Source organism: Geodermatophilus amargosae (assembly GCF_041028265.1).
GTDB classification, from domain to species: domain Bacteria; phylum Actinomycetota; class Actinomycetes; order Mycobacteriales; family Geodermatophilaceae; genus Geodermatophilus; species Geodermatophilus amargosae_A.
The window spans coordinates 100,778-121,525 of record NZ_JABGCW010000009.1; the positions used below are offsets into that span (position 1 = coordinate 100,778).

At 74.6% G+C, this 20,748-nt stretch carries 17 protein-coding genes; 13 read left to right on the forward strand and 4 right to left on the reverse strand.

The genetic code is table 11. The features are described 5' to 3' along the window. Positions 1 to 9: 9 nt before the first annotated feature. From HLV61_RS11910 to HLV61_RS11965, 12 genes are all read left to right on the forward strand, one after another. On the forward strand, positions 10 to 552 hold the full coding sequence (locus HLV61_RS11910) for a DoxX family protein (protein WP_369255599.1): 543 nt from the start codon (positions 10 to 12) through the stop codon (positions 550 to 552). Beyond that, a complete protein-coding gene (locus tag HLV61_RS11915; protein WP_369256027.1) occupies positions 549 to 1,601 on the forward strand; it encodes a PHP domain-containing protein in 1,053 nt (350 codons plus the stop codon). The genes HLV61_RS11910 and HLV61_RS11915 overlap by 4 nt, the downstream gene beginning before the upstream one ends. Positions 1,602 to 1,682: 81 nt before the next feature. Further along, a complete protein-coding gene (locus tag HLV61_RS11920; RefSeq protein WP_369255601.1) occupies positions 1,683 to 2,663 on the forward strand; it encodes an alpha/beta hydrolase family protein in 981 nt (326 codons plus the stop codon). A 354-nt stretch (positions 2,664 to 3,017) separates the two neighbouring features. Beyond that, positions 3,018 to 3,896 carry a glycosyltransferase family 2 protein gene (locus HLV61_RS11925; RefSeq protein ID WP_369255603.1) on the forward strand — a complete coding sequence of 293 codons (879 nt, stop codon included), beginning with the start codon at positions 3,018 to 3,020 and terminating at the stop codon, positions 3,894 to 3,896. Then, positions 3,893 to 4,915, forward strand: coding sequence for a glycosyltransferase family 2 protein (locus HLV61_RS11930; protein WP_369255605.1), 1,023 nt, complete (start codon positions 3,893 to 3,895; stop codon positions 4,913 to 4,915). The genes HLV61_RS11925 and HLV61_RS11930 overlap by 4 nt, the downstream gene beginning before the upstream one ends. Further along, positions 4,912 to 5,736 (forward strand): polysaccharide deacetylase family protein, encoded by an 825-nt coding sequence (locus HLV61_RS11935; RefSeq protein WP_369255607.1) that lies wholly within the window; start codon positions 4,912 to 4,914, stop codon positions 5,734 to 5,736. The genes HLV61_RS11930 and HLV61_RS11935 overlap by 4 nt, the downstream gene beginning before the upstream one ends. 33 nt (positions 5,737 to 5,769) lie before the next feature. Then, a complete protein-coding gene (locus HLV61_RS11940; RefSeq protein ID WP_369255609.1) occupies positions 5,770 to 8,331 on the forward strand; it encodes a glycosyltransferase family 2 protein in 2,562 nt (853 codons plus the stop codon). Beyond that, positions 8,328 to 9,644 (forward strand): lipopolysaccharide biosynthesis protein, encoded by a 1,317-nt coding sequence (locus HLV61_RS11945; RefSeq protein ID WP_369255611.1) that lies wholly within the window; start codon positions 8,328 to 8,330, stop codon positions 9,642 to 9,644. The genes HLV61_RS11940 and HLV61_RS11945 overlap by 4 nt, the downstream gene beginning before the upstream one ends. After that, a complete protein-coding gene (locus HLV61_RS11950; RefSeq protein WP_369255613.1) occupies positions 9,641 to 10,243 on the forward strand; it encodes an acyltransferase in 603 nt (200 codons plus the stop codon). Before HLV61_RS11945 ends, HLV61_RS11950 begins: the two co-directional genes overlap by 4 nt. After that, positions 10,240 to 10,647 carry a hypothetical protein gene (locus tag HLV61_RS11955; RefSeq protein ID WP_369255615.1) on the forward strand — a complete coding sequence of 136 codons (408 nt, stop codon included), beginning with the start codon at positions 10,240 to 10,242 and terminating at the stop codon, positions 10,645 to 10,647. The genes HLV61_RS11950 and HLV61_RS11955 overlap by 4 nt, the downstream gene beginning before the upstream one ends. Further along, positions 10,644 to 12,485 (forward strand): hypothetical protein, encoded by a 1,842-nt coding sequence (locus tag HLV61_RS11960; RefSeq protein ID WP_369255617.1) that lies wholly within the window; start codon positions 10,644 to 10,646, stop codon positions 12,483 to 12,485. The genes HLV61_RS11955 and HLV61_RS11960 overlap by 4 nt, the downstream gene beginning before the upstream one ends. Continuing rightward, a complete protein-coding gene (locus tag HLV61_RS11965) occupies positions 12,482 to 13,039 on the forward strand; it encodes a serine acetyltransferase (protein WP_369255619.1) in 558 nt (185 codons plus the stop codon). Before HLV61_RS11960 ends, HLV61_RS11965 begins: the two co-directional genes overlap by 4 nt. An 11-nt stretch (positions 13,040 to 13,050) precedes the next feature. Here the strand turns inward: HLV61_RS11965 and HLV61_RS11970 are convergent, their stop codons facing one another. Together HLV61_RS11970 and HLV61_RS11975 are read right to left on the reverse strand one after the other, a co-directional pair. Continuing rightward, positions 13,051 to 14,043 carry an endonuclease/exonuclease/phosphatase family protein gene (locus HLV61_RS11970; protein ID WP_369255621.1) on the reverse strand — a complete coding sequence of 331 codons (993 nt, stop codon included), beginning with the start codon at positions 14,041 to 14,043 and terminating at the stop codon, positions 13,051 to 13,053. A gap of 32 nt (positions 14,044 to 14,075) precedes the next feature. Then, entirely contained in the window at positions 14,076 to 14,843 is a 768-nt protein-coding gene (locus HLV61_RS11975; protein ID WP_369255623.1) for a glycoside hydrolase family 16 protein, read from the reverse strand. Positions 14,844 to 15,450: 607 nt separating this feature from the next. On the opposite strand from HLV61_RS11975, the gene HLV61_RS11980 reads away from it, so the two are divergent. After that, complete coding sequence (locus HLV61_RS11980) at positions 15,451 to 16,287, forward strand: glycoside hydrolase family 16 protein (protein ID WP_369255625.1); 837 nt, start codon at positions 15,451 to 15,453, stop codon at positions 16,285 to 16,287. Between the two features lie 55 nt (positions 16,288 to 16,342). Here HLV61_RS11980 and HLV61_RS11985 read toward each other — a convergent pair whose 3' ends face one another. Continuing rightward, a complete protein-coding gene (locus tag HLV61_RS11985) occupies positions 16,343 to 17,296 on the reverse strand; it encodes a glycosyltransferase family 2 protein (RefSeq protein ID WP_369255627.1) in 954 nt (317 codons plus the stop codon). A 384-nt stretch (positions 17,297 to 17,680) separates the two neighbouring features. After that, a complete protein-coding gene (locus HLV61_RS11990; RefSeq protein ID WP_369255629.1) occupies positions 17,681 to 20,293 on the reverse strand; it encodes an alpha/beta fold hydrolase in 2,613 nt (870 codons plus the stop codon). Positions 20,294 to 20,748: the final 455 nt, after the last annotated feature.

Genomic DNA, 20,748 nt, shown 5'->3' on the forward strand with positions numbered 1-20,748 from the left:
AGGTCACCCATGTTGGTCCGCCGGATCGCCCGGCCCCTGCTCGCGTCGTCGTTCGTCTACGGCGGCATCGACACCCTGCGCAACCCGCAGACCCGCGTGCCGGGGGCCAGGCCGGTGGTCGAGCAGATCACGAAGACGGCGGACGAGCAGCTGCCCGTGCAGGTGCCGCGCGACGTCGAGCAGTGGGTGCGGATCGACGCCGGCATCAAGGTCGGCGCCGGCTCGCTGCTCGCCCTCGGCAAGCTCCCCCGACTGAGCGCCCTCGCGCTGGCCGGCAGCATCGTCCCGACGACGCTGGCCGGGCACCGCTTCTGGGAGCACGAGGACCCCGAGGAGCGCTTCGGGCAGCTGTCGAACCTCCTCAAGAACGCTGGCCTCCTCGGCGGCCTGCTCATCGCCGCCGTCGACACCGAGGGCCGCCCGTCGGTGGGCTACCGGGCCCGCCGCGCCGCCAAGCGGGCCGCGGACTCGACGGAGAAGAGCTACGACAAGGCCGCCCGGCGCGCCGCCAAGGCGCAGCGGAAGGCCGCCAAGAAGGCGAAGGCCAGCTGAGCACGCCCCTCGGACCCGCGGCCGCGCTCCGGAGGATCGCCTTCCTCCTGGAGCGCGCCCGCGAGCCCACGCACCGGGTGGCCGCGTTCCGCACCGCGGCCGCCGTCGTCGACGCGCTCCCCGACGGCGAGCTCGACCGGCGGATCCGCACGAAGACGCTGACCGACCTGCGCGGCATCGGCCCCAAGACGGGTGCCGTGATCGTGCAGGCGCACGCCGGCGACGTCCCCGAGTACCTCGCCCGGCTCGAGGAGACCCACGCCGAGCTCGTGCCGCTCGCCGACGACGTCGCCGAGTTCCGCAGCGCCCTGCGCGGCGACCTGCACACGCACTCGGACTGGTCCGACGGCGGCAGCCCGATCCGCGAGATGGCCGAGGCGGCGATCGGGCTGGGCCACGAGTACGTGGCGCTCACCGACCACTCGCCGCGGCTGACCGTGGCCAACGGGCTGACCGCGCAGCGGCTGGAGCGCCAGCTCGACGTCGTCGCCGCGCTCAACGAGGAGCTCGCGCCGTTCCGGATCCTCACCGGCATCGAGTGCGACATCCACGTCGACGGCAGCCTCGACCAGACCGACGAGCTGCTCGGCCGGCTCGACGTCGTGGTGGCCAGCGTCCACTCCGACCTGCGCGCGGAGTCCGCCGCGATGACCGAGCGGATGCTCGCCGCCGTCGCGAACCCGCACACCGACGTCCTCGGCCACTGCACCGGGAGGCTGCTCATCCCCCGCGAGCAGCGGGAGGGGCGGCGCCAGCGGCCGCGGCCGGAGAGCGCCTTCGACGCCGAGGCCGTGTTCGGCGCCTGCGTCGAGCACGGCACCGCCGTCGAGATCAACTCACGCCCGGAGCGGCTGGACCCGCCGCTGCGGCTGCTCTCCCTCGCCGTCGAGCTGGGCTGCTCGTTCGCCATCGACACCGACGCGCACGCGCCCGGTCAGCTCGACTGGCAGGGCAACGGCTGCGAGCGCGCGGTCGAGACCGGCGTGGACGTCGACCGCGTGGTCAACACCTGGACCGCCGACGAGCTGCTCGACTGGACGGCGGGCTGAGCCACGGCCGCGGGCCCTCCGGGTACCGGCGTCGGCGGCGAGCCTGCTCCTCCGCCCCTCGTCCCGGGACCCTCCGGGCCGATGCCGGAGACTGGGGTCATGGCGAACCGCTGGCGCGACCGCGCGCTCCTCGCACTCGTGGCTGCTCTCCTCGTCGCCGGCTGCTCCTCCGCCACGCCGGGCGACCCGGCCCCGGGCGACGCGACACCGGCCGAGCCCACGGCGCTGCAGGTGACGAGCACCACGGCCACGTTCGAGGACGAGTCGAGGCCGACCGTCGACAGCGAGAACGACCAGCTGCAGTCGAGCCGGACGCTGGAGACCACGATCTGGTACCCCGCCGACGGGGACGGCCCCTATCCGCTGGTGCTGTTCAGCCACGGCTACCTGGCCTCGCCGGAGGCCTACGAGGAGCTCCTGAGCCGGTGGGCGTCGGCCGGCATGGTCGTCGCGGCGCCGCGGTTCCCCCTGAGCGCGGAAGGGACCGAGGAGATCCGCGCCGACGTGGTGCAGCAGCCCGAGGACGTGTCCTTCGTCCTCGACGGGGTCCTCGAGCTCGGCCGGACGCAGGGCAGCGACATCGAGGGGCTCGTCGACGAGGAGCGGCTCGCCGCGGCCGGGCACTCCCTGGGCGCCCTGACGACGGCCCTGCTGCGCAGCGAGGCCTACTACGACGACCGCTTCGACGCCGCCCTCGTCCTCGCGGGCGGGGAGCTGACCTACCTCGTGCCGGAGCTCGGGGAGCAGCCGACCGGACCGTTCGTCGAGTCCGGCACGCCCGTCCTCTTCGTCCACGGCGGCAACGACGACGCCATCCCGCTGGAGCAGGGCGAGCAGCTCTACGGGCGCGCGCCGGAGCCCAAGGCCTTCGTCGAGGTCCCCGACGCCGACCACAGCCGCGCCTACGACGACGACAGCTCCCCGACCTGGCCCGTCATCGCCGAGGCCACCACCGACTACCTGGAGTGGGCGCTCGACATCGACCCGGAGGGGCTGGAGCGACTTCGGTCGACCGTCGAGGACTCCGGGACCGCCGAGCTCGTCGACGAGCGGCTCGGCTGAGCGGACCGGAACTCCCCAGGTCACCGGTACGGGTGGCCCTCCCCCGACATCCGGCTACGCTCGGTGATCAACCGGCTGCGCTGTTCACCCGATGACGTGACATGCCCTGCACTCGGTGGACAGGGCGACGACCCTCAGTCAGCATGGGTGAGCGATGCTGGCCAGTGCACGGGGGCCCTGCACACTGACGTGCCGTAACGCGTACCGGCTCCCCTGCGCTCTGACCGGCCAGCGAGGACACCCACTCAGCAGCAGCATCACGGGTAGCGATGACCCGTCGGGCGATCTGGTCGCCACACACCCGACGGCGAGCAGAGGCGAAACCGGACCCGACTCCGCAACGAGAGGACCGGCATGCGCCCATACGAGGGCACCGCTCTGCACGACCGCCGCACCGCCCCCACGCCCCGGGTCAGCGTGGTCATCCCCACGTACAACGAGGCCAAGAACCTCCCACACGTCTTCGCGCTGCTCCCGGACGACCTGCACGAGGTCATCGTGGTCGACGGGCGGAGCGTCGACGACACCGTCGACGTGGCCCGCCGGCTCCGTCCCGACGTCGTCGTGGTGCGCCAGAACCGGCGCGGGAAGGGCAACGCCCTGGCGTGCGGCTTCCGGGCGGTGACCGGCGACATCGTGGTCATGCTCGACGCCGACGGCTCGGCCGACCCGCGGGAGATCCCGTCCTACGTCGCGGCCCTCACGGCCGGCGCCGACTTCGCCAAGGGCACCCGCTTCGCCCCGGGCGGGGGCAGCGCCGACATCACGCGGGTGCGGGCCTGGGGCAACCGGTGGCTCAACCGGATCGTCAACGTCCTCTACGGCACGTCCTACAGCGACCTCTGCTACGGCTACAACGCCTTCTGGACGCACTGCCTGCCGGTGCTCGCGCTCGACGCCTCCGAGGGCGAGCGGGACCACAAGGCCTGGGGAGACGGGTTCGAGATCGAGACGATCATCAACACCCGCGTGGCGAAGGCGCGGCTGAGCATCGTCGAGGTCCCCAGCTTCGAGTTCGCGCGTCTGCACGGGCAGAGCAACCTCAACACCTGGCGGGACGGCCTGCGGGTCCTGCGCGCCCTGCTCGTCGAGCGGGTCAACGGCACGCGCGGAGCGGTCACGCCGTCGGCGCCGGCCACGTCCCCGCTCGGCACCGTCGCCCAGCCGTCGGCCGAGGACTGGGCGTCGCGGCGGCCGCGCGCCGGAGTGGTGGACGTCGAGGACGTGGCGTGAGCACCGTCGCCGTGGTGATCCCCTGCTTCAGCGAGGCCCGCTGGGCCGACATCCTGCGGGCGGTGGACTCCGCGGCGCGGCAGACGGTCCCGGTCGAGCTCATCGTGGTCGTCGACCACAACGACACCCTGCTGCACCGTCTGCGCCGCGAGCTCGGGGACCGCGCACGCGTCGTGGCCAACCAGTACTCCCGGGGCGCGTCCGGCGGCCGCAACACCGGCGCGTTGGTCAGCGAGGCTGAGCTCGTCGCCTTCCTCGACGACGACGAGGTGGCCGAGCCGACCTGGATCGAGGAGCTGCTGCGGGCCCACCACGCGGCCCCCTTCGCGACCGGGGTCGGGGGTGCCATCGAGGCCCGCTGGCCGGACGGCGCACCCCGGTGGTTCCCGCCGGAGTTCTCCTGGGTCGTGGGCGGCTCGATCCCCCGCCGCGGGGGCACCGACGTGCGCAACGTGTGGGGCGCCAACATGCTGGTCCGCCGGGCCGCACTGCTGGCGGTCGGGGGTTTCAGCAACAGCTTCGGCAAGGTGGGCGACGCCTCCCAGCCCGAGGACACCGAGCTGTGCCTCCGCCTCAGCGCCCACGCCGGCCCCGGCTCCCGGTGGCGCTTCACGCCCGCCGCGGTCGTCTGGCACGAGGTCCCGCCGGAGCGCCGGACCTTCCGCTTCTTCCTGCGCCGCAGCCACCTGGAGGGCGCCGGCAAGCGGCACATGGCGGCGCTCCCGACCGCCGGCGAGCACGTCCTGGCCGAGGAGGCCGCCTACGTGCGCTCGCTGCTGCTCCGCGGCGTGGGCCGGAACCTGGTCGCGGTGCTGCGGGGAGACGTCACCGGTGGGCTCACCCGGGCTGCCGCCATCATCGCCGGGGTCGCGGCAGCGGGGCTCGGCTACCTGACCGCGCGGCCGAGCACCCGACGGCCCGCTGCCCTGGTGGCCGTCCCCGACACCCCGGACCGCGAGTCCCCGAGCGAGGGCGGGGCCGTGCCGGCCCGTCGTCCCCGGGCCGGCGGTGCGCTGTGAGCGCACTCGCCACGGCCGGCAGCCTCCTGCGCCCCTCGGTGCGGTGGCGGATGCCCGTGCTGATGTACCACTCGACGCCGGCGACGGCTCCGGCCACACCGAACGAGCACGCCGTCCCCGTGGGTGAGCTCGCCGAGCAGCTGGGCGCGCTCGCCGCGGACGGCTGGCGGCTCCTCGGCCTGACCGAGGCGCTCGCGGCCCGCGCGGCCGACCCCGACGCCCGGGTCGTGGGCGTGACCTTCGACGACGGGCTGCTCGACTTCACCCACGCGGTGGAGGTGCTGGTCTCGCTGGGCGCCCGCGCCACGATGTACGTCCCCACCGGCGACGTCGGACTCCGCCTGCCGCCCGACGACCCCCACGGGTCCCGGCTCAGCTGGTCGGAGCTGGCCGACGCCGCCGCTGCCGGGGTCGAGATCGGCAGCCACTCGGTCAACCACCGCACGCTCGACACGCTCTCCCCCCGCGACCTGCGCACGGAGGTGGTCGACAGCCGTCGGGCGCTCGAGGACGCACTCGGCCGGCCGGTGGTCTCCTTCTGCTATCCCCACGGGTACTCGAGCCGCCGCGTCGAGCGCGCCGTCGCCCAGGCCGGCTACTCGAACGGGTGCATCGTCGGGCGGAGGATCGCCACGTCCGCGGACGATCCGTACCGTCTTCCCCGCCTGCACGTGCGTCCGGGGGACACCGGCGACGCCTTCCGGGCCCTCGTGGAGAGGGGCGAGCCCGGCTTCGCGCCGCACGTCAAACGTGCCGCCGCGCCGGCGTGGCGGACCGCCCGTCGCGCCGCCAAGCACGTGCTGGGCCGCGAGCTGACATGAGCTCCACTGGGGGAACGGACGGTCGTAGCTGAGATGGCACTGGTCGAGGACACCGCTGCGGCGGTCGACACCATCGCGGCACACGTCGTGGACGTCGAGCTCTCGGACGCGGTCGGTCCGCTGCAGCGCACGACTCCGGACGGCTCCACCGCGGACGAGGCGTGGCTGCTGCTCCGCCTCGACGGTGAGCCCGTGGGATGGGAGGTCGTGCCGCTCCCCGAACAGGGGATCCCGGCCGACGAGCTCCAGCGACTGCTGGACCGCCGGTGGGGCGACGTCGTGCGCCGCCGTCGCGCCGGGGCTCCCGGCTTCGCCGAGGTGCACGCCCGCCACCTGGCCGTCGCTCCGCGCGCCAGCGTCGTCCTGTGCACGAGGGAGCGCCCGGAGGCGCTGGCCGTCTGCCTGGAGAGCCTGACCGCGCAGGACCATCCCGACTTCGCCGTCTGGGTGGTCGACAACGCGCCGGTCACCACCGCCACCGCGGACGTCGTCGCGGGTTTCGCCGGCCGGCTGGACGTCCGGTACGTCGTCGAGCCGCGGCCCGGCCTGTCCCGGGCCCGCAACCGGGCACTGCAGGAGCCGCTGGAGGGCGAGGTCGTCGCCTGGATCGACGACGACGAGGTCGCCGACCCGATGTGGCTGTCGGAGCTGACCCGGGCCCTGACCGAGCGGCCACAGGCCGCCGCCGTGTCCGGACTGGTCGTCCCGGCCGAGCTGGCGACCCGTGCACAGGTCTGGTTCGAGCAGTTCGGCGGGCACAGCAAGGGGCGCGGTTTCACGGCGGCCGACTTCGGGCCCGGCAGCGGGGACCGCCAGAGCCCCCTCTACCCCCTCCCCCCGTTCGGGGTCGGCGCGAACATGGCGTTCCGCACCTCGGCCCTGCGGGCCGTCGGCGGCTTCGACGCGGCACTCGGCGCCGGCACCCTGACCCACGGCGCCGAGGACACGCGGGTGTTCACCGACCTGCTGCGCTCGGGTCGGCCCACCCTCTACCGCCCCAGCGCGGTCACCCGGCACTTCCACCGCCGCGACGTGGCCGGGCTCCGCCGGCAGATGGAGGGGTACGGCACCGGGCTCACCGCCTTCTACACCTCGCTGATCGTCGACTCGCCGCTCGTCCTCCTCCGGCTGGCGGCCCTGGCCGGCCGGGCGGTGCGGGACATGACCAGCTCCGACAGCCTGCGCGTCTCCGGTCTCGCGGCGGACTTCCCCGCCGAGCTGCTGTCGGCGAACCGGGCCGGCATGCTGCGCGGACCCGGTGCCTACCTCCGGCAGCGCCGGCTGGACCGGCGGGACGCGGGCCTCCCGACGGCAGGGCCCGGCACCGGTGACGGCGGATGGCGGCCGACCAAGGTCGTGCACTGGGACCTCGACGGAGCTGACGGTCCCGTCCTGGACGACGAGGACGTCGCCCGTTACGGGGCCGTGCAGTTCGTCGCGCGGCGGGGAGCCCGACCGGTGGCCCTGTTCACCCTCCCCCTGCCCGAGGCGCTCGACCGCGCCACCCGGGACGCCGCCCTGGAGCGGCCGGCGGAGCCCTCGCCCGGGGTTCCCCCGGCCGCCGAGGGTCCGCTGCCGAGCGTCTCCGTGGTGGTCCCCACCATGCTCGAGCGGCCCGCGGGACTCTCCCGCTGCCTGCGGGCACTGCTGGACCAGGAGCTCGCGCCGGTCGAGGTGCTGGTCGTCGACAACCGCCCCGGCACACCTGACGGGGACGCCGCCGCGGCCGTGCCGGAGCTCGGCGACCCGCGGGTGCGCCTGCTCCGCCAGCCCGTCCCCGGGATCTCGGCGGCACGCAACCGCGGCGTCGCCGAGGCCGCGGGCGCGGTCGTCGCCTTCACCGACGACGACGTCGAGGCCGACCGTCACTGGATCCGGGCGCTGGCCGAGCGGTTCGCGACGGAGCCGACGCTCGACGGACTCGGGGGCCTGGTGGTCCCCAGCGAGCTCGAGACCCCGGCGCAGGAGCTGTTCGAGCGGCACAGCGGCGGGTCGGCCAAGGTGCTGACCCCCGAGACCTTCCGCCTCGAGCGCCCCCGCGCCTGGTCCTGGCACCCGGCGCGCTACCGGGTCCTGGTCCAGCGACGCGTGGACGGCGTCCTCCGGACCGTCCGCACGCACTCGCTCTACCAGCTGGGCACCTTCATGGGCGCCAACATGGCCTTCCGGGCCACGGCCCTGCGCGCCCAGGGTCCGTTCGACCAGGCACTCGGCACCGGGACGCCCAGTCGCGGCGGCGAGGACGTCGACATGGTCGTCCGCATGCTGGCGTCCGGCCGCGTGCTCGGCTACGAGCCCTCGGCGATCACCGGCCACGCCCACCGCCGCAGTGACGCGGAGCTCGCCCGCCAGATGGCCGGCTACGGAACGGGGTTCACCGCGCTGCTGACGGCCGTCGTCACGCGCGACCCCCGCCACCTGGTGGGGCTCGCGCACGCGGCGCTCACGGTGGCACGTGGCCGCCTCCGCCCCCGCGACCCGGGGGTCACCACCCTGCTCGAGGGTCTCCCGCCGGAGCTCCGCCGGCTGCGCCTCCGGGGCATGGTGTCCGGGCCCCGCGCCTACCTCACCGCTCGTTCGAAGGAGACCTCGTGACCGCCACCGCGGCCCCGCGCAAGCGCCGGGCCATGGAGCTCAACGCCGTGGCGCTCATGGCCTCCACGATCCTCACCGGTGTCCTGGGCATCCTGTTCTGGATCGTGGCCGCCCGCGTGCTCCCGGCCTCGGCGGTCGGCCAGGCGTCGTCGGCCCTGTCCGCCATCACCTTCCTGGCGGGGCTGGCCCAGCTCAACATCGTCAGCGTGCTGCTCCGCTTCGTCCCGGGAGCCGGCCGCGCGACCGGGGGCTTCATCGCCCGCGCCTACGGCCTCGCGCTGGGCATGGGCCTGGTGGTCACGCTCGGCTTCGTCGCGCTGGGCTTCGGCAGCGCCATCCTGGGCGACGAGTGGTTCGTCCCGCTGGTCTTCGTGGGCGCGACGCTGTGCTACGCCGTGTTCCTGGTCCAGGACGGCGCGCTCACCGCCCTCGGCGGAGCCGTGTGGGTGCCCCTGGAGAACCTGATGGCCGGGCTGCTCCGCGTGGCCCTCCTGTTCCCCCTGGTGCTCCTGTCCAGCCGCTGGGGTGCGCTCGCCGCGCTGGTCGTGCCCACCCTGGTGACCGTCCTGGTGGTCAACACCTTCGTGTTCCGCCGGCTGGTCCCCCGGCACGTGACGACCTCCACCGGGTCGGTCGACGTCCGCTGGAGCTCCATCAAGGGGTTCGTGGCCGGGGACTACGCGGCCAGCGCGCTGGCCAGCTGCGTCGCGCTGCTCCCACCCGTGCTCGTCTCCGCCGAGCTCGGCAGCGAGGCAGCCGCCTACTTCTACGTCCCGTGGTACATCAGCGTCGCCTTCGGCACGCTGGTGTGGAGCATCGCCATGGCCTTCGTCGTCGAGTACGCCAGCGACGCGGGCGCCTTCCGCCGGCTGATCAAGCGGTCGATGCGCCTCACCGCACTGGTCAGCGTCGCGGCGACGGTGGTCTCCCTGGCCGCCGCTCCCCTGCTGCTCGCGCTGCTCGGCTCCGAGTACGCGGACCAGGGGACGACGCTGCTGCGCATCATCGCCCTGTCCTTCCCCTTCAGCGCCGGGTTCGTGATCTTCACCGCCCTGAGCGTGGCGCGCAAGCGGCTGCGGCCGCTGGTGACGGCCCTCGGGATCAAGGCGGTGGTGTTCCTCGCGGTCACCGCCGTGGGCCTCCCCAGCTTCGGGGTCGAGGGACTCGCGCTGGTGTACCTCGCCGCCGAGATCCTCACGGCGCTCGCCGTCCTGCCCTTCGGGCGGCGGCTGTACCGGGAGCTCGTCGCCGGCGCGGGTCAGCCGCAGCAGGTGCAGACCGAGGTGCCCGCCCGGCCCGAGGGGGCAGCGTGACCACGACGCAGCCCGTCGACCGGGAGACGCCGCGCCCTTCCGACCTCCGACTGCTGGTGGAGTCGCTGCGCCTCGACGCGCGCATCTTCCGGCGCAACGTCTGGTTCAACCGGGTGGCGGCGTCCTTCGCCGTCCCCAAGGTCCTGCGCCGCACGCTCTACCGGCTGGGCGGGATGACGGTCGACTCCTTCGCGGTGAGCCCCGCCTGCCGCATCGAGGGGGACCCCCGCAACATCCGGATCGGGGCGCGCAGCTACCTGAACCTGCAGTGCTACATCGAGGCCGTCGCGCCGGTCGAGATCGGCGTCGACTGCGCCGTCGGGATGCAGACGATGATCCTCACCTCGGACCACCGGGGTCCGGGTGGGACGTGGCGACCGGAGGCGAGTGGGCTGCCCGTCGTGATCGGGGACAGGGTGTGGCTGGGCGCCCGCGTCACCGTCCTGCCCGGTGTGACGATCGGGAACGACGTGATCGTGGCGGCGGGAGCGGTCGTGGCCTCCGACTGCCTGCCCGACGGCGTCTACGCCGGTGTCCCCGCCCGGCGTGTCCGCGAGGCGAACCGGGGCGAGATCCCCGCAGGAGAGGCGACCGCATGAGCTCCGCCAGTGCCCCCTCGGCCGTGCCGGACGTGCCGTTCCGCATCCAGGACCGCACCGGCCCCCTCACCCGGGCCCTCGTCGCCTGGGTGGGCGTCGCCACGTCGGTGACCTCCGCGCTCGCGGTCGCCGTGGACGCCCCGCAGGCGGTGCGCCTCGTGACCGTGCTCGCCTTCGTCTGCACGGGTCCCGGTGCGGCCGTCATGGCGCACGTGCCGACCCCCCGGCAGTCGACGTCGTGGGCGCTGACCAACGTGCTCTCGCTGGCGGTGTGGGGCATCGGCTCCGCGGTGCTGGGCTGGATCGACGTGTGGTCACCGACCACGCTCCTGCTCGTCCTCGCGGCCGGCACCCTCGCGTCCTGTGCCGTCGCGCTGCTCCGGACGCGGAGGGCCGCACGATGACCCGCGCCTTCACCGACGCCGGGACGCCCGGCGCCCTGCCCGGCTCCGCCAGGGCGAGCAGCGCCCGCCGGGACCGGCCGTCGCGCGCCCGCAGGACACTGGCACCCCTGGTCGTCCTCGCCGGCCTCGTGTCGTGGGCGGTGAGCCTCACGCAGGTCGACACCGCGACGCGGTCGGACTACGGCCTCCTGGCCCTGGTGGGTCCGCTGTTCTACGTCGGCCTGGCGCTGGTGTGCACCGGGTTCGTCGTCGAGCTCTTCGACCAGCGGCGCACCTGGGTCCTGATCGCCGGGGTGGTCGGTCTCGTGGCGATCATCGACGCGACCGTGCCCGTCCTCTACGCCAACCCCGAGTACGCCTGGACGTACAAGCACCTCGGCGTCGTCGAGTGGTTCCGCGAGGGCAACGGCGTCACGGACCCCCGCGACATCTACCAGCAGTGGCCGGCCCTGTTCACGGCGGTGGCCGCCCTCGGCGACCTGACGGGCACCAGCACGCTGGCGCTGGCGGCCTGGGCCCCGTTCGCGGCCAGCCTGCTGGTGTGCCTGCCCGTCTTCGCCATCGCCCGGACGCTGTCCGACGACCGCCGGGTCGCCTTCCTGACGGTCTTCCTCTTCCACGCGGGGCTGTGGGTGGGCACCGCCTACCTGTCGCCGCAGGCGTACGCCTTCCACCTGAGCCTGGGCTGCGTCCTCGTCGTGCTCGCCTGGTTGCGCCGGACGCCGACGGAGTGGCGCCGCGGGCCGTCGTGGCTCCGGCGGCTCAAGGCGTGGTCGGTGCGCGGGTCGGAGCCGGTGCCGCCGGTGTCGCAGCGGAGCCGCTGGGGAGCCCTGGCCCTCCTGTACGTGGTCTTCGCCACGGTCACCATCGCCCACCAGCTGTCGCCGTACATGCTGATCGCGGCCTTCGTGCTCCTCACGGTGCTGGGGACGGTCCGGCCCCGCTGGACGGTGCTGGGCTGTCTGCTCGTCGCCGCGGCCTACCTGCTCCCGCGGCTGGACTTCATCAACAGCGCCTACGGCCTGCTCGACAGCCTGCGCTTCTGGGAGAACGCCGAGGGCGTCGTGTCCACGACGACCGGGACCGCCGGCCAGGTGTTCACGAGCACCGTCGCCTCGGCGCTCGCACTCGGGATCTGGCTCTCGGGCGCCCTGGCCGTGCTGGCGTCCTGGCGCACGCCCGGGCGGGTGCTCGTGCCCGCCGCGCTGGCGTTCGCGCCGTTCCTCATCCTGCTCGGGCAGAGCTACGGGGGTGAGGCCATCTACCGCGTCTACCTCTTCTCCCTGCCCTTCACCGCCTTCCTGATCGCCCAGGCGGTGCTGCGCATCCGATGGCAGCGCGTGCTCGCGCCGGCGCTGGCCGTCGTCCTGGTCGCCGTCTCGCTGGCCGCCATCCAGGGGCTGCACGGCACCCTGGCCTGGTCGACCTTCTCGGAGGACGAGGTGGAGGCCATGCAGTGGCTCTACGCGAACGGCGAGCAGGGCCGCACCCTCGTCGTCGGGGCCCAGAACGCACCCGGGCGCCTCACGGCCGACTACAACGCCTTCGGTGTGCCGTCCTCCGGCGGCGACCCGGACCTCATCACGTTCGCCGGCCTGGGCGGGGACCAGCTCGACGACGGCGGGCTGCCCGCGGTCGAGGAGTTCATGGCGACCCAGGGCGAGCGGCCGTACCTGGTCGTCACCCGCAGCATGATCGAGTACTCCGAGTACTACGGCCTGCTGTCCGACGGCTCCCTCCAGCGGCTCCAGGAGGCCGTCACGGGGGCGCCGGGGTGGTCCACCGTCTACGAGAACGACGACGCGTTGATCGCCCGCTTCGACGGCGGCCGGCCGTGAGCGGGACCGTCCCCGACAGGGGGTTCCGCCGCTGGGCCACCCAGGACTGGGCGGTCAACGCCGGGTACCTCGACTCGCGACTGCTGCTCGTGGCGTTCCGCACCGCGCAGTGGGCGGTGCGGCGCTGGGGTCTCCCCGGCAGGGCCCTCGCCTTCGGCTACTCGCTGTTCACCTCGCTGTTCGTCGGCGTCGAGCTCCCGCCCGGCCTCGAGGTGGGACCCCGGCTGCGCGTCTACCACCCGCACGGCATCGTGCTGAACCCCGGCGTGCGCCTGGGCGCCGACTGCGTGCTCCGGCAGCACGTCACGATCGGCAACGTGGTCAGGAGGGACGGCTCGGAGAAGGGCGTGGCCAGCGCCGGGGACGACGTGGAGTTCGGCGCCGGGTGCGTCGTCGTCGGCGCCGTGCACGTCGGCTCACACGCCCGGGTCGGCGCCCTGTCCCTGGTCCTGCGGGACGTCCCGGAGTGGGGCGTCGTGCTCGGTGTCCCCGCCGAGCTGGTGCGCGTGGACGACCCGGGATACCGGCGTCCCGAGGTCGCGTCGGACGTCTGACCGCACGCGGGTCACCCCGCGGGCAGGCTGACCGTGGCCAGCAGCCCCCTGTGGTCGGAACCGGGCACGGTCACCGTGCGCAGGTCCTGGACACCGGCACCGCGCGCCAGGACGTGGTCGATGCCGATGACCGGCGGGACCGCCGTCCCGGCCGGGAAGGTCGCCGTCCACGGGGCACCGAACTGCTCCGCCGCGTCGCGGTAACCGTCCTGCAGCAGCCCGCGGAACTGCGCGTTGCCCCACGTCGCGTTGAAGTCGCCGCCGACGAGGACGGCGGAGTCGTGCTCGTCGGCCTCCCGGGCCAGCCCCTGCAGCAGGGCGGGGAGCTTGGCCATGTCGCGGACCCAGTCGTCGGCCGCCTGGGGCCACGGGCCGGCCGCGTGGAGACCGAGCACGGTGGGTCCCGGCCCTCCGTCCGGCAGGGCGATCCGGGCCGACACCGCGGGGAAGGTCAGCTCGTCGTGGCGGGTCTCGTCGGTGAGCGGGTGCCGGCTCCACAGTCCGATCCCGTCCGCGCCGGGCGATGCCTCCACGAGGCTGTGCGGCAGCAGCTCGTCGAGGCCCGCCGCCTCGAGCTGCCGGCGCAGCGGCGGGGTCAGCTCCTGCAGGGACACCACGTCCGCGCCGGAGCGCTGCACGGCGTCCACCAGGCCCTCCGCGTCGGCCTCGCCGAGCCGCACGTTCGCCGTCAGCAGCGTCAACGGCTGCCCGCCGGGGAGGTCCACCGGGCCGCCCGCGTAGGTGGGCGCCAGGGTGGCGACCGCAGCGGCGGTCAGCGCGGCGGCCAGGCCGGCGCCGATCCACCGCCGGCCGACGGCCAGCAGCGCGACGGACACCGGGGCGAGGGCGAGCAGGTGGGTGGAGGCCGCGCTCACCGCGACCAGGGAGCTGCTGCCGGAGAGGTGGTGGTGTGCGACGAGACCGACGCCCGCCGCCAGCCCCGCGAGGGCTCCGGCCAGCCCCGCGGCGCGACGGGCGCGCCGCCCGTGGGGGCGCGCGGCCACGCCGGGCTCCCTCGGCGCGGCCTCCCCGGCGCTCAGCGGTACATCCGGACCCAGTCCACGTAGAGGCTCACCGTCTCCGGGGTCGTCTCGTCCGGAGCGGGGATCCACGTGCCCTGAGGTCCCACGTCGAGCTGGATGGCCAGGTGCATCGGACCGTGCGGGATGGCGGCCGGCTCGGTGGTCCGGAAGACCTGCTCACCGTCGATGTAGACGGTGATGCCGTCCGGCTGCCAGTCGACCGCGTAGTTGTGCCACTGCGTGAAGTCGCCGCTCACCGTGCTGTCGATCCGCCGGTCGTCGGCGCCGTAGTGGACGGTCGTGTGGTTGATCCCCCGGTCGCCGGCGACGATCTCCATCACGTCGATCTCGCCGTCGATCGGCCAGATGTCCGAGTCCGGCCACAGGAGGATGGCCGGGGCGTAGCCGGTGCCCTCCTCGACCCTGGCCCGGAACTCCCACCGGCCGTACGTGGTGGCCGGCTCGCCGTGCCACGCGAGGCCACCCGAGAACTGCTGCCACCCGGTGATCACCAGCGAGCCCTGGCGGAGGGAGACCGCATCCGGGCTGCGGATGCCCACGTCGTTGGCGCCCGCGCCCCCGTAGAGACGCCAGTCGGTGAGGTCCAGCTGCGCGTCGTCGAACTCGTCGCCGTCCCACTGCTCCCAGCCGAGACGTTCGGCAGCGGTCGTCGCAGAGGGGGCCACGCCGTCCTCCAGGCCGGCCGGGGGGGAGTCCGGGCCGCTCGTGGTGCAGGACGCCAGGAGGCCCAGGACGACGGGCACGGCGAGCCAGCCGCCCATCCGGCTCCGGCGGGAGCGGCGAGGCCGGGCGACGGGTGGGGGCGACCCGGCGGCTCGAGGGTGCGGCGGCATGATCATCCCAGGATACGGGGACCGGACGGGCAGGATGGCCGGATGTGGCGCAGCCCGCACCGGATCGGAGGACACCCGGGCGCGTGAGCAGGGGCGGCGCCGCTCCCCTCGGTCACCCCCTGCCTCCTCCGTTGCGCGTGTGACTCGTGGTGTGGACGGTGCCCGGGAGGGACGAACCGGTCCCCACCCGCCTGTGCACTCTTCACATCACACCGTGTCGACATGTTTACTCAGAGCCATGTCGTCACACCGCGCATCCGGCCGACCCCGTGAGGTGAGGAGGCGCCTCGCCATCCGCCTCATCGCCCTGACGGCCACCTTCACGGCCGCCAGCAGCCTCGTGGCGCTCACGCTGGATGCACCGGAGGAGGCCGCAACCGCCGCTCCGGTGGTGGAGGCCGCCTCGTGGTGGCACCGCTCGGACCCCGATGCCACGTCCGCGCAGCGTCGGCACCGGGAGGAGGCCACCGGCCACACGCGGCGGTCCGCGCCTCCGGCGACGACGCCGGCGCCGAGCACGGCTTCCGCTCCTCCGGTGACGACGCCGCCGCCGAGCACGGCCGCCGCTCCTCCGCCGCCCGCCGCACCCACGCCGTCGGCCACTCCGTCCCCGGTGCCGCAGGCCGCGCCCTCGTCGTCCACCCCACCCCCGCAGGCCGCGGCACCGGCGGCGCCGTCGACGACGACGAGCGGGGCGAGCGCGCCCGTTCCCACGGGGAACGTCGCCGGGTGGCGACAGGTCTTCTCCGACGGGTTCGACGGCTCGACGCTGGGCTCCCAGTGGCGCACCTACTCCGGCCAGCCCGGCGGCTCCCCGTACGGGACCTGGTCGCCCTCGCAGGTGCAGGTCAGCGGCGGCTTCCTCAACCTGCGCAACGAGCTGCAGAACGGCCAGTGGGTCAGCGGGGGCCTGGCCAGCCGGATCGGTCAGACCTACGGCAAGTGGGAGATGCGGTTCCGCATCGACGCCGGCGACGAGATCAAGTACGCCGCGCTGCTCTGGCCGGACGGCCCGAGCTGGCCGCCGGAGATCGACTTCGCGGAGGACGCCGGCGGGAACCGCAGCGGCACGACGGCGACGCTGCACTACGGGGGGAACAACGCGATGGTCGGTGAGCGGGTCGCCGTCGACACGACGCAGTGGCACACCATGGGCGTCGAGTGGTCCCCCGGCCGCCTCGTCTACACCCTCGACGGTCAGCCGTGGGCGACGACCGTGCACCAGGGCGTGCCGAGCGAGTCGATGCACCTGGCGATCCAGACCCAGCCCGGCGGCTGCCAGGGCGGCGGCGGAGCCTTCGGCTGCGGCGTCGGCAACCCGCGGACGACGACGATGCAGGTCGACTGGGTCACGATCTACGCGCGCGCCTGACCGGTACGGACGCCGGTGACCGCCCCCTCGGGACGGTCACCGGCGTCCGACGTCGTCAGGTGCCGGCCCGGAGCGCGCCGGTCCGGCCGGCGGCGTACCCCCAGGCGGCGGCCAGCAGGCCCACCCCGGACGTGACCGCGCGGGCCAGGCCCCATCCGTCCCCGCCGAGGAGACCGCGCAGGTCGCGCCACACGCCGCGGGGGATGGCCCCCAGCACGTGACCGCGTTCCTCCCCGAGCGCGCTCCCCTGGTCCAGGGCGGCCATCGCGGCCTTGCCCCGCCCCTCCGCATGGCACCGGCGGACGAAGTAGGCCCAGCTGGCCCGCGCGGCCGGGACGTCGTGGACGATCTCGGCCTCCGGGACGTACAGCCAGGACCGGCCGGTCACGGCGGACGCGCGGATGCAGAACTCCGTGTCCTCCGGGCTGGAGCTCGCGCCGAGCTTCCCGAAGCCGTCGCGGAAACCGCCGACCCGGGCGAAGTCCTCGCGCCAGACCGCCATGCTCTCGCTCCACACGTTGCGCACCTCGCTGCGGGCGGTCGGCATCCCCTCGTAGGACGCGCCGACGACCCAGAGGAACTCCGGCGGGAACCAGCGGGGCACGGTGCCCCCGGGCCAGTCGGCCGCGACCCGCCCCCCGACACCGACGACCCCGGGGGTCTCCTCCAGCCCGCGGAGGAGGTTGCTCAGCCAGGTGCGTGCCGCACGGGTGTCGTCGTCGAGGAAGGCGACGACGTCGCCTCGCGCGGCCCTCGCCCCCGCGTTCCGTGTCCCGGAGGCGCCGCGCGCGGTGGTGTTGGGGACGACGCGGACCCCGGGGAACGCGCGCTCGACCCGCTCCAGCAGCGCGGGGGCGTGGTCGACGGCGACGATGACCTCGAGGGGGCGCCGGTCCTGCTCCAGCGCCGACCGGACGGCCGCGGTGAGCCCCGCCCACCGCGCCTCGGTGTAGCAGGCGATGACCACCGAGACCGTCGGCTCAGGTGGGCGTCGCTCCGACAGGGGCACCGCCTCGACCACCGGTCCCCGGGCAGGTGATGTCGACAGGTTCGGCACGGGCGTCCTCCGCAGTGCTCGGGGTTCGGCGTCGGGAGGCGCAGGGCTCCTGCGACCTCCCGTGGCCGACCGGGGCCGGCGTCGCGCGCGGGACGGGGGACGTCCCGCGCGCCGTGATCGGCGACGACCGCTCTGTCGCTGCGAGGGCACTCCCCCCGCGTCCGCTCTGACCACGACGAGGACGTTGCCCAATGAAACTGTGACACACCTGGGAGACCGGGGTGTCGTGACCGGGATCATGGACCGGCCGTCCGTCACGACACGTGAACGGACGACGCCGGGCGGTGCCCGGATGGGCACCGCCCGGCGGGTCGGTCCTGGGCCTGTGGGCGGCGCTCAGTCCGCCGTGTCGGCAGCTGCGGCGAAGCCGCGCGCGATCTGCTCCACGAACGGCGGCCGCAGGAGGGAGTTGTGCTCGCCGGGCAGGGTGGTCATCCGGGTGTCCCCGACCAGGAGCTGCTGCCACACGACGAGGCTCGCCTCGTTGAGGTGGCTGACGTAGACGTCCACGCGGCCGTCCCAGGGCTGCGGTCGGTGCAGGAGCGACACCCGGACCCCCAGTTCCAGGAGCCCCTCCATCCGCGCGCCCGACGGCGGCAGCGCTCCGGCCACGAGCGCCAGGACGCGCCGACGCCACAGTTCGCGCCTCGTCGCCGGCGCGCCGTACTTGTCGTCCCCGGGCAGGGGGGCCACCGCGGGGCGTTCCCCGGCCGCCGTCGCCTCGGGCGACCAGGCCTGCTCGACCAGCCGCTGCGGCAGGACGGTGTCGATGAGGGTCACCGAGGCGACCTGCTCGCCCGCGGCGGCCAGGCGCCGGGCGATCTGCAGGGCGACCAGACCCCCCATGGAGTGCCCGACCAGCCGGTACGGCCCGTGCGGCTGGATCTCCTTGAGCCGGCGGAGGTGCCGGCGCGCCGCCATCCCGATGGAGTAGTCGGGCAGCCCCCACTCCTCGAAACCGTGCGGCTGGAAGGCGTACACGGGCTGGTCCTCGCCCAGTGCCTCCGTGAGGGGGAGGAAGGCCTGGCCTCCGGCCCCGGCGCCCGCGAAGCACACCACCGGTGGGCGCGAGCCCGTCTGCCGCAGCGCCACGACGCTGGGGTGCCGGCGCCGGGACCCGGCTCGCGCCCCACCGTCGGCACCTGCCCGGGACCGGGACACGACCGCCGCGAGCTGGCGCACCGTCGCGTTCTCGGCCACGTCCCCCGAGGTCAGCACGACACCGTGCTGCTCGCTGAGACGGGTCAGCATCTCCTCGACGCTCAGCGAGTCCCCGCCCAGGGAGGTGAAGGTCTCGTCCCGGCCGACGCCGGAGCGGAGCAGGACGGACTCGAAGAGCCCGGCCACGACCTGCTCCCAGTGCCCCTGGGGCGGCTCGGGTTCGGGCCGGGTGGGGGCGGGGAGCGCCGCACGGTCGACCTTGCCGCGTTCGTTGCGCGGCATCTCGTCCAACAGCACCAGCTCGGCGGGGACCATCCAGCTCGGCAGCAGAGCGACGAGCTCGCGACGCAACTGTGCCGGCGAGGGGGTGCGCTGGTCGCTGTTGGGCGCGACGTAGCCGACCAGGCCGGTGCTGGTCTCGTTCCGCACCGCGACGACGGCCGCGTCCGCCACCCCGGTCAGACCGCGCAGCGCCGCCTCGACCTCGGAGGGCTCGACGAGGTAGCCGTTGACCTTCACCGCGTCGTCGGTGCGACCCAGCTGGTGCAGGACGCCGTGCTCGTCGTAGCGGCCCCGGTCCCCCGTGCGGAACGTGGCCCGGCCGTCGTCGGCGCGGCCGAACGGGCCGTCCACGCCTCCACCCAGGTAGCTCCCCAGGTGGGCACCGAGGACGAGCAACGTGCCGACCTCGCCGCGCGGGAGTGCACGGCCGTCCTCGCCGAGGACCAGGATCTCCTTGTCCTCGACCACGTGCCCGGCCGGTACGGGGCCGTCGCCGACCGGGTCGGTGGGCAGGAGGGGCCCGAACGTCAGCTGACCGACCTCGGAGGAGCCGAGGTGGTTCGCGACGGTGACCGCCCCGAGGCGGTCGCGGGCCGCCAGCACGTCACGCGCCTGCAGCGCCTCACCGGCGGTGACCACGAGCCGGAGGTCGTCCAGGCCCTGTCCCGGCGACAGCGCACCGGTCAGCGCCCGCAGCAGGGACGGGGTCATCGACAGGACCGTGACCCCCTCCTGCCGGAGGAAGGCGGGGAGCCCGCGCATGCCGCGGTCCCGGGGGTCGTAGACGTGCAGGCTCGCCCCGTTGAGGAGGGCGCCGAAGACGGCGTGCTCACCGAGGGCGAAGGACGGCGGCAGGACGAGCCCGAGCCGCTCCCCCGCCGTCAGGCCCATGAGCCGGCCGGTGGTGGCGGCCTCCGCGACGACGAACGCCTGCCCGTGGACGACCCCCTTCGGCCGGCCGGTGGACCCGGAGGTGAAGACGATGGTCGCCGGGCTGTCCGGCCCCGGCTCCGCCACCTGCTCCCCGTCGGCCGCCGCGGTGTCCTCCGGGCCCGGCAGGGCGATGACGGCGTCCAGGTCCCTCAGGGCCGGGAAGGTCCCGACCTCCGCGGCGCGCGCCGCGAGCCGGCCCTCGACCACGGCGAGCGCGGCTCCCGCCATCTCCTGGATCTGCTGGAGACGGCCGGTCGGCAGCTGCGGGTCGAGGACGACGAGCGGCCTGCCGGTGAGCACCACCCCGAACATGGCGACCACCAGCTCCGGGGACGGGGTCGCGAGGACCGCCACCGGAGCATCCGGCGCGGCGCCCGACGGCAGGTGGGCGCGGATCCGGCGGGCGGCGGCCCGCGCACGCAGCCCGAGCTCCTCGAAGCTCATGCTCGAGTCCGGTCCGCACACGGCCGGCGCACTGCCCCGCTGGGCCACCACCGCCTCGAACACGGGTGCGACGCTGCTGGTGCGGCGGGCCGAGTCGGCGACGGGCGAACCGGACGCAGGGGCAGACATGTACACCGTTCCTTCTGCGTGTCTGGACCCGACGACGGTAACGGCCCACGTCCGCGAGGCGTACCTCGGTCCTCCGATCGTGTTCCGCCGTCCCCGCGCGGCCCGGGACGGCGATCCCGGCTCACCCTTCGGGGTGAGAGCGCGACCCCGTGCGGGCGCGCCGCCCCGTCGGGAGCCCATGCTCGGTGGTCAGCGGCCGGCGTGACTCCCTTGGCAGTGGTCGGGTCAGCCACTAGCTTGACGTCCCCTGACCGTGGGTCGACGACTGCGCACACGGAGTGTGATGGCCATTCGGGTGACCGGCAGGGCATCCGGCAACCGCCCGGTCGCCCCTGCGCCCGAACCCGTCGTCCCGGGCGTGACCCACCTCGCCGATCCCCGGTGGGACGTCGCGGCGCAGGTCACGGCCGAGGCGGGGGGAACCGGCACCCCACCATCGCCCGTTGACCTCGTGA

What these genes read in the sequence shown, in the direction of transcription:
- HLV61_RS11975 (WP_369255623.1), bottom strand. Translation starts at nt 14,843, where the DNA reads ATGGGCGGCTGGCTCGCCGTGCCCGTCGTCCTGGGCCTCCTGGCGTCC.
- HLV61_RS11960 (WP_369255617.1), top strand. Translation starts at nt 10,644, where the DNA reads ATGACCCGCGCCTTCACCGACGCCGGGACGCCCGGCGCCCTGCCCGGC.
- HLV61_RS11910 (WP_369255599.1), top strand. Translation starts at nt 10, where the DNA reads ATGTTGGTCCGCCGGATCGCCCGGCCCCTGCTCGCGTCGTCGTTCGTC.
- HLV61_RS11940 (WP_369255609.1), top strand. Translation starts at nt 5,770, where the DNA reads ATGGCACTGGTCGAGGACACCGCTGCGGCGGTCGACACCATCGCGGCA.
- HLV61_RS11990 (WP_369255629.1), bottom strand. Translation starts at nt 20,293, where the DNA reads ATGTCTGCCCCTGCGTCCGGTTCGCCCGTCGCCGACTCGGCCCGCCGC.
- HLV61_RS11955 (WP_369255615.1), top strand. Translation starts at nt 10,240, where the DNA reads ATGAGCTCCGCCAGTGCCCCCTCGGCCGTGCCGGACGTGCCGTTCCGC.
- HLV61_RS11920 (WP_369255601.1), top strand. Translation starts at nt 1,683, where the DNA reads ATGCCGGAGACTGGGGTCATGGCGAACCGCTGGCGCGACCGCGCGCTC.
- HLV61_RS11925 (WP_369255603.1), top strand. Translation starts at nt 3,018, where the DNA reads ATGCGCCCATACGAGGGCACCGCTCTGCACGACCGCCGCACCGCCCCC.